Genomic DNA, 9,523 nt, shown 5'->3' on the forward strand with positions numbered 1-9,523 from the left:
CCGCGGCAGCTCTAGACGACCCACCCACATTAGACCCTGGCAAGGTCCGGTGCACGCACCAGATCGCCGCATGATCATTTGAGGAAAGTGACCATTAGCCGAGCGCCAACAGCCCGGCGGCGGCCGCCGCGTTCCCTCCCGCACGCGGCCCGGCCGCCGCCTCCCTGCACACGCAAGTTGCTCCCCCAACGTGCGCGCCACCGTGGCTGGCCAGCTGACCGAGCTGGAGGCCGACGTGAGCCAAGACAACACCGCCGCCCTGTCCCACCAGCCCCAGCCTCAGCCCTCCGTATCCGCCCACCGTTCCCCCGCCACGTCAGCAGTTCTGGCACCGGATTCGATCGACAGATCCCGGTTGGCCCTGTCCATCGGGGTCCTGCTCGCGGTGCCGCTGCTGGCCCTCAACCTCCGTCCCGCGGTCACCAGCATGGGCTCGCTGCTGACCGACATCCGTTCGGACACCGGGATGTCCGCCGCCCTCGCCTCGGCCGTCGTGGCCGTGCCCGTCTGGTGCTTCGCCGCCGGCGGGGGGCTCGCCTGGGCGCTGCGAATCCGGTACGGCACCGGCCGGACCGTCACCTACGCGCTCGCCGTGCTTGCGGTTGCGCTCGTCGCCCGCGTCTTCGGCGGGCCGTACCTGCTGCTTGCCGGAACCGTGGCCGCCTGCCTGGCGATCGCCGTGCTCGGCACCCTGCTTCCGGCCATCGTGCACGCCGCACCGGCCCGCGAATGGGCCACGCTGACCGGTTGCTACATCGCCGCGCTCGGCAGCGGCAGCGCGGTCGGCGCGCTCATCACGCCGCAGATCAGCCACCACACCTCGTGGCAGCTCGGGGCCAGCAGCTGGGCGCTGCTGGCCATGGCCGCCGGGCTGATGTGGCGGGTGGCCGCCCGGCGGCTGCCCGAGCAGCCGGTGGCGGCGACCGCCAAGCCGAGCCCGCTGCACCTGCGGCCGGCCACCACGGCCTGGTCCCTGACTGTCCACTTCGGACTGACATCGGGGTTCACGTTCAGCATCATGGGTTGGCTGCCGAGCATCCTGATGGACCGGGCCCAGCTGCCGCCCTCGACGGTGGCCTGGCTGTTCACCGTGGCCATGGCGCTTGGGGTGCCGGTGGCGCTGCGGGTGCCCGCCTGGGCCCGGCGCAGCTCCAACCAGGCCGGCCTGGCCGTGCTGCTCGCCCTGCCCAGCCTGGTCGGGGTGGTCGGGCTGCTGATCGCGCCGACGATGATGCCCTGGGTGTGGGCGGCCGGGCTCGGCCTCGGCATGCCGGCCGTCGGGCTGGCCCTTGCCGCGATCTCGCTGCGTGCCGACAAGTCCACCGACACGGCCGCGGCGCTGTCGTCGATGGTGCAGGGCTTCGGTTACGCCCTTGCCGGCGCCACCGCGCTCGGGTGCGGCCTGCTGTACTCCGCGACGCAGTCCTGGGAGGTGCCGCTCGCCGCGCTCCTGGTTGTCCTGTGTGGACAGATAAGCAGCGGGGCGATCGCCGGGCTCCCGGTCACGGTCCGCTCCTGCCCGCGGGTCCGCCCGAGCCGGCGGGCCGCCGCCCAGCCGAGGCAGCTACCGCCCGGCCAGCCGGTGCCACCGGTTCGGCCGATGCCGGCGTCGCGGCCGATGCCACCGCCGCACCTGTTGCCACCGGCCCCAGCGGCGCCACGCTTGCAGCCGGTGCCGTCGGCCCAGCCGGTGCCGCACCTTCAGCCGGTGGCCCGGGTGCAGCCGGTGCCGTACATCCCGCCCGGCCAGCAACCGCAAGCGCCGCTTGCCCATCCGATGCCACCGGGTCAGCCGGTGCCGCCGGGCCAGCTGATGCTGCCGCTCGAGCTGCCGCCGGTCCGGCCGGCGCCGTGTCTGAAGCCGGTGGCGCGGGTGCAGCCGGTGCCGTACGTCCCGCCGGGCCAACGACCGCTGGCCGACCCGCTACCGCCGGCCCCTCCGGTACCGCCGGGCCAGCCGATGCCACCTGGCCAGCTGATGCTGCCGCCCACCGCGCCCCCGCCGGCCCGGCAACCGAACCTGCCACCGTGGCACCAACCGAACCTGCCGCCGTGGCACGAGCCGACCCTGCCGCCGTCGCAGTACCTCGAGCCCGGGCTGATTCCCATGCAACGGCAGGAAGAGCCGCCGCTCGGCCCGCCGCCCGCACCCGATCGGTCCGGCCGGCTGAACCGGAAGCACCGCGACCGGCAGCGGTTGCGCGGCTGAGCTACCGGCCGGCCATCAGCGTGTCGAAGTCGGCGAAGCGCTCGGCGAGGCGGTTGCCGGTGAAGTTGCCGACCCAGCCGTCATCGTCGTGGAAGAACCGGATCGCCACGTAGTCGGGCCGGGTGCCCATGTCGAACCAGTGGGTGGTGTTCGCCGGCACGCTGAGCAGGTCGCCGGCCTCGCACAGCACGGCGTACACCTTGCCCTTGACGTGCAGGTAGAACACGCCGGCGCCGCGGGCGAAGAAGGGGTCCTCGTCATCGTCGTGGGTATGCTCGGCGAGGAACTTCTGCCGGGCCTGCCGCGCCTTCTCCGTCCACTCCGGACTGTCCGACGGCGTCATGTGCAGCGCGTCCACCAGCACGTAGCCCTCGGTCTCGACCACCCGGTCGACGTGCTCCCGGTACGCCTCAAGCACCTGCTCCGAGCTCGGCTCCGCCGGCAGCCCTTCGACCACCGGCCACCGCTCGAACCGCACCCCGAGCCGCTTCAGCTCGACGGCGATCTCCCCGGCATCCTCGGTCCGGGTCAGCGCCGTGTCCGGATCCTCGTCCGCCCACACCGTCAGCAGCGTCATCGCACTCCCCTTCCCTACATGCCGAGTGTCGTCCCCACCGCGAAGCGGAGCAACCACTCGAGGCACTCGAGGCGGTGGCGGGCCTGGTAGAGGTCGACGCCCCAGACGTAGACGCCGTGCCGGGCCACGACGAGCGCCGGGGTGTCTTGGCGGAAGCCCACCTCGAACGCGTCGCCAAGGTCGTCCATGTCCTGGGCGTTGGGGATGACCGGGACGATGACGACGTCGCGGTGGGCGGCGCGGCCGAAACCCTTGAGCATCTCCAGGTCCTGCAGGGGTATGCCGGTGGGCCAGCGTTCCGCGGCCAGCACCGGGGCGAGGGCGTGCACGTGGACCACGGCGCCGGCGCCGGACACGGTGGCGATGCGGGCGTGCAGGCCGGCCTCGGCCGACGGGCGCCGGTCCTGGCCGGGCAGGGCCGCGCCGGACCCGTCGACGAGCACCGCGTCCCGCGGGGTCAGCTCGCCCTTGTCCAGGCCGCCGGCGGTGACGGCGAGGCGGAGCGGGTCGCGGTCGACGACCACCGACAGGTTGCCGGAGGTGCCGCGCATCCAGCCCATCGCGGCGTAGCGGGCGGCCTCGGCGGCGAGGGCCCGGCCGGCCGCCCGCAGCCGGTCATCCACGGGTGATCCGGATCTCGGCGAAGGACCGGATTGTCCGATGTGGACCGAAGTCGGCATCGGCGTACGGCTCCCCCGGCCGGGCCACGCCGACGGTCTGCCAGCCGGCACCGGCGGCGGCATCCAGCTCGGCCGGAACGTCGGACAGGAACACGATGCCGCCCGGGTCTGTGTCCAGTTCGGACGCCATCGCGCGGTAGGAGGACGCCTCCCGCTTGGGGCCGGCGTTGACGGTGTCGAAGTGCCGGGAGAACAGGCCGGTGACATCTCCGTCGGTGGTGCGGGAGAACGACGCGACCTGGCCGGCGACCGAGCCGGACGAGAACACGGCCAGCCGCAGCCCGTCGGCGTGCCAGGTCCGCAGCGCCGGCGCCACATCGGGGAAGAACTCGGTGATCAGCTCGCCGGAGGCGTAGCCGCGTTGCCAGATCAGGCCCTGCAGGGTCTTCAGCGGGGCGATCTTCTCGTCGGCCGCCATCCAGCCGTGCAGCACCTCCACCACCTCGGCGGTGCCGGCCGACTCGGGCAGCCCGGCCAGCTTCTTGGTCCGGGCAACGGCATCGCGCACCTGCGGGTCGGACGGGTGCGCGTCGATCCACGGGCCGAGCCGCGGGCGGGCATAGTCGTAGAGGCCGACGTGCACCGCGCTGGTGGCGGTCAGGGTGCCCTCGATGTCGAGGACCACCCAACTGGCGATCAGGTTCACGGCGCCTCCCGGTAGTAGTCGGCGAGCTTGCGCGGGTCGAACGGGCCGCGGTCGGTCACCACGAGGGTCACGAACCGCGGCGGGGTGATGTCGAACACCGGGTAGCCGCCGGTCAGCCACTCGTCGCCGGAGCGGTGCTCGATCGGCACGTCGGCGGCGGTGGCCGCGTTCCGGTCGGGCGCCTGAACCATTGCCAGGAACGGCACCTCGAACGCGTGCGCGGCGACCGCCAACCCCAGCGTGCCGATCTTGTTGACCACGTGGCCGTCCATCGTCACCCGGTCGCCGGCCGTGACCAGCGCGTCGACCTCACCGGCGGCCAGCACCGCGGCGCCCATCCCGTCGGTGATCACCCGGGTGTCCACGCCCATTTCGACCAGGGTGGCCGCGGTGAGCCGGGCGCCCTGCAGGTACGGCCGGGTCTCGGTGCACACGAACCCGATCCGTTTGCCGGCCCGGCCCAGGGCCAGCACCAGCTCGACCAGGTACAGGTCGGCCCAGCAGTGGGTGAGCACGGATCCGGAGTCCGGCAACAACTCCGCGGTGAACTCGCCGAGCAGGCGGCTGCGCGTCCGGTAGCGCTCGTCGCCGGCCCGCGCCCCGGCGAGCGCGGCGGCCTCCAGCTCCGCCCCGGTACGCCAGCCCGTGTCGTCCACTGTGGACAGCACGGCGCGGACGGCCTTGCGCAGGTGGTTGTTCGTGCGCCGGGTGGCGGTCAGGCGCGCGGCTGCCCGGTCCAGGTACGCCCTGGCCGCGGCCGGTTCCAGATCCGCAGCCTCCCTGGCCGCCAGCACCATCCCCCAGAGCACCGCGAAGTACGGCCCGGACGACTGGGTGACCATGTCCTCGACGGCCCGTGCCACGTCCTCGACGGTCCGGCAGCGCACCCACACCCGCTCGGCCGGGAACACCCGCCGGTCGAGGATGTGCACGCCGTCGTCGGCCAGCCGGACGCTGTCGGCGAGTACCGGAAGCATCAGCTGTACCCCGTGAACGGCGGGTACTCACCGGTGAGGAAGTGCGCACCGACCTCGCGTGCCTTGTACGCCACCGGATCGTGCAACGTCAGGGTGCGGGCGTTGCGCCAGAAGCGGTCGAAGCCGAACGCGGCGGCGGTGGCCCGCGCGCCGGCGAACTCGAAGATCCGCGACGTGGTCTCGGTGACCACCCGGGTGGACAGCACCTTGGCCGCGGAGATCGTCACCGCGGCCGCACCGCGCTCCTCCGCGGTCAGCTCCGAGCCCCGCTCGGCGGCGGCGTGCAGCGCCGCGGCGGCCTCGTCGGCCAGCAGCCGCGCGGCCCGCACGCCGGCCACCAGCTCCCCGTATCCGGCCAGGATGTACGGGTCCGCCACCGCACTGTCCACTCCGGACAATGTCCACGGCCGGGTCCGGCGCCTGGTGTACTCGGCCGCCTCGGCCAGCGCGCCTTCCGCGATGCCCACGTAGATCTGGCACAGGATGAGCTGGAACCCCAGGGCGGCAAGGGAGATCCGCACCGCCCCCGGCGCCAGCGGGTCGTCCGGCTGCACGCCCAGCACGTCCCCGGCCGGCACCGCCACGTTGTCGAACACCACGCCGCCGCTGGCCGTCAGCCGCTGACCCATGTTGTCCCAGTCGTCGAGGTAGCCGATCCCCCTGGCGCCGGCGTCCACCGTGAACGTGACCTTCTCGCCGCTGTCCGCCCGGACCGCGCTGACCACGAGCCGGTCGGCGACCATCGCGCCGGTGGCGAACGTCTTGCGCCCGTCGACGGTGAACCCGTCGCCGGCCGGGGTCAAGGTGAGGTCGGCGTCGAGCGGGTTGCTCACCCCGGCCCAGAACCAGGAGTGCCGCACGGTCTGCCGCCGCAGCCGCTCGGTGATCTCCCGCCGGTCGAACAGCTCGCTGCGCCACTGGTGGAGGTAGTGGTAGCCGATCAGGTGCCCGACCGAGGCGTCGGCGCCGGCGACGATCCGGGTGACCGTGTTGGCGTCCGGCCACGCCCCGCCCCCGCCGCCGAGCTCCACCGGAATCAGCAGGGTGAGCAGGCCCGATCCGCGTAGCAGCCCGACCTCCTTGACCGGCGGCCGGGCCGCGCGGTCCCGCTCGGCGGCGTCCACGCGCAGGGTCGCGGCGAGCTCCTCCGCCGCCGCGCGCCCGACCTGTGCCGGTGTGCTCATCGGACCTCCGCGGTCGTGTGCTCCGAGAACAGGGTGACATTTGCGTCAAAACCGGGTACTTAGGCCCCCTCATCCGGGGCCAGGAGACCCTGTCCGTGGGGGCACGGTTCAGGCGATCGTCATGGTTCGAGCAGGAGTGGGTAGCAACAGTGACGCGTTTCCTCGACCGGGACACCGTGTACGCCGCGCTGGAGCTGGCGGTGCGAGCGCCGTCGGTGCGCAACTCGCAGCCGTGGCGGTTCCGCGTCGGTCGCGGGTCCATCGACCTGTACGCCGATGCCACCCGGCTGCCCGCGACGGACGGCCGGGACCTGTTGATCAGCTGTGGTGCGGCCCTGCATCACCTGCGGATCGGGCTGACCGCACTCGGCTGGCTGCCGGCGACCTACCGGCTGCCCGACCCGCGGCGGCCGGATCACCTCGCGTCCATCGAGACCGTGCCCCGCTTGCCCGCCCGCGCCGATGTCACGCTGGCCGTGTCGATCCCCCGCAGGCGTACCGATCGCCGCGCGTACGGCCCGCTGGAGGTGTCCGGCGCCCGCATCGCCGAGCTCACCCACCTCGCCGGGGCCGAGGGCGCCCAGCTCCGCGTCGTGCATCCCGGCGACGCCCGCGCGCGGTTGCTTTCGGTGCTACCGGATCTCCATCGGTCCTCCGTGTACGCATTGGCCCGCGCCGGCCCCGCGCTCCGCCGTGACCATGTCGAGTCCGAAGAGGACGGTGTGGGAACGCTGCTGGTTCTCGGTATGGGTGCCGACAGCCGGCTGGCCTGGCTGCGCGCCGGCGAGGCGACCAGCGCCGTCCTGCTCGCCGCCACCCGCAGGCGCCTGGCCACCTGCGCGCTCACCGAACCGCTCGACACGCCCGGTACCCGCGACCTGGTCCGCGCCGGGGTGCTCGGCGGCGGCTCCGTCCCCCAACTGGTGCTGCGGGTCGGCTGGCCGGCCGACGACCCGGACCCGTTCCCGGCCACCGGCCGCCGCCCGATCTCCGACGTGGTGGACTGGGCTACGGGGTGACGGCAAGGAACAGGAACGCGCCGAAAGATCGTGAGATGAACGGTGCCCAGCATGAGGGTGGCCTTGCCCGGGGCGACCGCCACGAGGGCCAACCCCACGCCGAGGTCCCGGCCCCTGGTCACCGCCAGCACCAGCGCGGCCACCGGCGGCACGAGCACCGCCCACCAGGGCAGACCCGACCTGACCATGCCGCTCGCGCTAGTGGCGCGGTCCTAAGTGTGCTCCGCGGCCACTCGCTCGACCGACTTGCCGGCGACCAGGTCGTCCAGCACGCCGATCATGACCGGACACTCGTCGATCGGATGCGCGCTCGGGCACTGCAGCGCATGGGACAGGAAGTTCTTGGCCCCCTGTGCCTGTGCGATCAGCTCGTCCAGCGCCGCGATCTGCGCGCGCACCGTGTCCCGCCACGACTCGTTCGGCGCGTCCATGATCGCCCCGACGGTGTCCAGCGGCACCCCGAGCCGGTGGGCGAGCTGGATGAGCGCCAACCGCCGCAACTCGGCCCGGCCGTACATCCGTTTCCCGCCCCGCCGCTCGGCCGGCGCCACCAGCCCGCGCTCCTCGTAGTAGCGCAGCGCCGACGTGTTCATCGACAGCTTCTCCGCCGCCTCCCCGATCGGGATCAGCTCCGTCACGTGCACTCCCGTTCCACCAGCTCGACCCGACCGAGTGTCTAGCGCCTGGATCTTCGACACAGCATGATGGAAGATGCCCGGCCCCGCGATCTCTAGGCAGCATCAAGAAACAGCCTGTGACGACGAAGTGGAGCTTTGCCATGACGACGGCAGGAGTCAAGCAACGGCGCTGGTTAGGTCCGGACGGGTTGCTGAACACCAAGTATCACCGGGCCGCGGTGAACGTGTTCCTCCTTGTCGTGATCGCGCACTGGGTCGAGCACATCGCCCAGGCCGTGCAGATCTTCGGGCTGGGCTGGCCGCGGCCCAAGGCGGGCGGCGCGCTGGGGCTGGCCTTCCCGTGGCTGGTCAAGTCGGAGTGGCTGCACTACGGGTTCGCGATCGTCATGCTGGTCGCGTTCGTGACGCTGCGGCACGGGTTCACCGGGCGGGCGCGGACGTGGTGGAACGCGGCGATGTGGATCCAGGTGTGGCACCACTTCGAGCACCTGCTGCTGTTGCTGCAGGCCCTCACCGGCGCCTACCTGCTCGGCAAGACGGTCCCGACGAGCATCGCCCAGCTGATCTTCCCAAGGGTCGAGCTGCACCTGTTCTACAACGCGATCGTGTTCATTCCCATGGTGGTGGCCATGGTCATGCACATGCGCCCGCGGCCGGAGGAGCGCGCGCTCATGCAATGCTCGTGTGCGCTGGCGCCGGCCGCCGCACCGGCGCGGTGAGCCCGCACGACCACGTTCTCTCCGTCGGGGTCAGCATCGGCCCACTGCTGCTTCGGGTGCTGCTGCTCGCCGCGATTCCCGTCGTCGCGGGATTCGCCCTGCTGCGCGGTTTCCTCGCCGAGCCGGGGCGGGTCACCGCGACGGCGGTCGCCGGCGTCGCGGGCGGCGCGGTGGTGCTGGAGCTGATGCTGGCCGGCGGGCTCGATCTCCCGGCGCAGGCGGTGCCGCTGGTGCTGGCCGCGCTCGCCGGACCGGTGTACGTGACCCGGTCCAGGAATCCCCGGTTCGCCGGTCTGGCAAGCCGGTTACGAATGATCGCGCCGTGGATCCTCGGGCTGGCCGGCACGATCGCCGTCGTGGAGTTCGCCCGCGCCGTGCTCGGCGGCGGTCCGGCGGCCACCGTGCGGCTGCTGCTGCACACCGGCGTGGTGCTGGCGCTGACCGGCCTTGCGTGGTTCGTCGTGTGCCGGCCGCGCACCAGGATCGGGACCGCCGCCGTCCGGGTGATCGCGGCGGTCCTGGCCATCGCGCTCGCCGGGGGCGTGGCGCAGGCGGCGGTGCTGCGGTCGCCCCCGCCGGTCCCCGGGGTGGCCACCATTCACCAGGCCGCGATCGGTTCATCCACAGTAGATGTGCTGGTCGTGCCGAACCGGCCGGGCTGGAACCTGGTGCACGTGGCGGGCGAGGGCGCCGAGGTGGGCACCGACCCGGATCACCTCGTGCCGGCCGAATCCCGGGCCGGCACCACGGGCGCCTGGGCGGCGGTCCGGCTGCCACCGGGCCGAAGTGGACTGTGGATCCGCTACGGGGGCAACCTCGGCGCCGTCACCACGGACACCGGCGCCGGCGCGCCGGCGCCGGACCGGATCACCGG

General features: G+C 72.9%; 11 protein-coding genes. 5 read left to right on the forward strand and 6 right to left on the reverse strand.

Translation table 11 applies throughout. The features are described from left to right. The first annotated feature begins 355 nt into the window (after positions 1-355). Positions 356-2,209 (forward strand): MFS transporter, encoded by a 1,854-nt coding sequence (locus VGX25_RS02880; protein WP_326915985.1) that lies wholly within the window; start codon positions 356-358, stop codon positions 2,207-2,209. Between the two features lies 1 nt (position 2,210). Here the strand turns inward: VGX25_RS02880 and VGX25_RS02885 are convergent, their stop codons facing one another. From VGX25_RS02885 to VGX25_RS02905, 5 genes are read right to left on the reverse strand one after another with little or no spacing between them, the layout of a single operon-like run. Then, positions 2,211-2,786, reverse strand: a complete 576-nt coding sequence (locus VGX25_RS02885) for a cupin (RefSeq protein ID WP_326915986.1) — start codon at positions 2,784-2,786, stop codon at positions 2,211-2,213. Between the two features lie 14 nt (positions 2,787-2,800). Further along, on the reverse strand, positions 2,801-3,409 hold the full coding sequence (gene mtnB, locus VGX25_RS02890) for a methylthioribulose 1-phosphate dehydratase (RefSeq protein WP_326915987.1): 609 nt from the start codon (positions 3,407-3,409) through the stop codon (positions 2,801-2,803). Beyond that, positions 3,402-4,112 (reverse strand): acireductone synthase, encoded by a 711-nt coding sequence (gene mtnC / locus VGX25_RS02895; RefSeq protein WP_326915988.1) that lies wholly within the window; start codon positions 4,110-4,112, stop codon positions 3,402-3,404. The genes mtnB and mtnC overlap by 8 nt, the downstream gene beginning before the upstream one ends. After that, entirely contained in the window at positions 4,109-5,089 is a 981-nt protein-coding gene (locus VGX25_RS02900; protein ID WP_326915989.1) for a methylthioribose-1-phosphate isomerase, read from the reverse strand. Before VGX25_RS02900 ends, mtnC begins: the two co-directional genes overlap by 4 nt. Continuing rightward, on the reverse strand, positions 5,089-6,273 hold the full coding sequence (locus VGX25_RS02905; protein ID WP_326915990.1) for an acyl-CoA dehydrogenase family protein: 1,185 nt from the start codon (positions 6,271-6,273) through the stop codon (positions 5,089-5,091). Before VGX25_RS02905 ends, VGX25_RS02900 begins: the two co-directional genes overlap by 1 nt. A 149-nt stretch (positions 6,274-6,422) precedes the next feature. On the opposite strand from VGX25_RS02905, the gene VGX25_RS02910 reads away from it, so the two are divergent. Together VGX25_RS02910 and VGX25_RS02915 are read left to right on the forward strand one after the other, a co-directional pair. Then, entirely contained in the window at positions 6,423-7,292 is an 870-nt protein-coding gene (locus VGX25_RS02910) for an NAD(P)H nitroreductase (RefSeq protein ID WP_326915991.1), read from the forward strand. Positions 7,293-7,343: 51 nt separating this feature from the next. Beyond that, positions 7,344-7,508 (forward strand): hypothetical protein, encoded by a 165-nt coding sequence (locus VGX25_RS02915; protein ID WP_326915992.1) that lies wholly within the window; start codon positions 7,344-7,346, stop codon positions 7,506-7,508. On the opposite strand, the gene VGX25_RS02920 is transcribed toward VGX25_RS02915, so the two are convergent. Beyond that, positions 7,505-7,930 (reverse strand): MerR family transcriptional regulator, encoded by a 426-nt coding sequence (locus tag VGX25_RS02920; protein WP_326915993.1) that lies wholly within the window; start codon positions 7,928-7,930, stop codon positions 7,505-7,507. The two genes, VGX25_RS02915 and VGX25_RS02920, sit on opposite strands and share 4 nt — an antisense overlap. A 140-nt stretch (positions 7,931-8,070) precedes the next feature. Between VGX25_RS02920 and VGX25_RS02925 the strand changes: the two genes are divergently transcribed. Both VGX25_RS02925 and VGX25_RS02930 read left to right on the forward strand, forming a co-directional pair. Beyond that, the gene (locus tag VGX25_RS02925; RefSeq protein WP_326915994.1) at positions 8,071-8,649 is read left to right on the forward strand and encodes a hypothetical protein; all 579 of its coding nucleotides are present in this window, start codon (positions 8,071-8,073) and stop codon (positions 8,647-8,649) included. Continuing rightward, positions 8,607-9,523: DUF6239 family natural product biosynthesis protein (locus VGX25_RS02930; protein WP_326915995.1), on the forward strand; the 917-nt coding region annotated here is incomplete at its 3' end. The genes VGX25_RS02925 and VGX25_RS02930, both read left to right, overlap by 43 nt.

It is taken from the genome of Actinophytocola sp. (assembly GCF_035942955.1).
Lineage (GTDB): Bacteria > Actinomycetota > Actinomycetes > Mycobacteriales > Pseudonocardiaceae > DASYTH01.

Bases quoted from the DNA above. Each gene is read 5' to 3' on its own strand.
- VGX25_RS02885 (WP_326915986.1), bottom strand. From the start codon at position 2,786: ATGACGCTGCTGACGGTGTGGGCGGACGAGGATCCGGACACGGCGCTG.
- VGX25_RS02900 (WP_326915989.1), bottom strand. From the start codon at position 5,089: ATGCTTCCGGTACTCGCCGACAGCGTCCGGCTGGCCGACGACGGCGTG.
- VGX25_RS02905 (WP_326915990.1), bottom strand. From the start codon at position 6,273: ATGAGCACACCGGCACAGGTCGGGCGCGCGGCGGCGGAGGAGCTCGCC.
- VGX25_RS02915 (WP_326915992.1), top strand. From the start codon at position 7,344: ATGAGGGTGGCCTTGCCCGGGGCGACCGCCACGAGGGCCAACCCCACG.
- VGX25_RS02925 (WP_326915994.1), top strand. From the start codon at position 8,071: ATGACGACGGCAGGAGTCAAGCAACGGCGCTGGTTAGGTCCGGACGGG.